The 439-nt window shown below is 67.7% G+C and carries 1 protein-coding gene; it reads right to left on the reverse strand.

Translation table 11 applies throughout. The features are described from left to right. Nucleotides 1-439: dihydroxy-acid dehydratase domain-containing protein (locus tag CSV68_RS16655; protein ID WP_199175049.1), on the reverse strand; the 439-nt coding region annotated here is incomplete at both ends.

A 439-nucleotide genomic window follows, 5' to 3' on the forward strand; every position in this document is an offset into this window, starting at 1 on the left:
CGCCAGGAAAGCACGCACAGTCGGGTGGTAGTCCGGGCCGTTTGGCAGCACGCTCACCAGACGCGGAACCTTACGGTTGATGCGCGTCCAGTGCGCCACATCCGGAATGGTGCAGCCCGCCGCATGGGCAATCGCCGGGATGTGCAGCAGCAGGTTGGTGGAGCCGCCAAACGCCGCGTGAAGCACCATGGCGTTTTCAATGGCTTTGTCGGTCAGGATATCGCGGGTCGTGATCCCACGGTTATCCAGCTCGCTCACCGCCCGCGCAGACTGACGGGCAATCTCCAGCCACACGGCCTGCCCGGACGGGGCGAGCGCGGAGTGCGGCAGCGCCAGACCCAGCGCTTCGGCCACCACCTGTGACGTTCCCGCGGTGCCGAGAAACTGACAGCCGCCGCCGGGTGATGCGCAGGCGCGGCATCCCAGCTCGGCAGCCTCC

Origin of the sequence: Sporosarcina sp. P29 (genome assembly GCF_002743265.1) — a bacterium.
In the GTDB taxonomy this organism is placed as follows: domain Bacteria; phylum Bacillota; class Bacilli; order Bacillales_A; family Planococcaceae; genus Sporosarcina.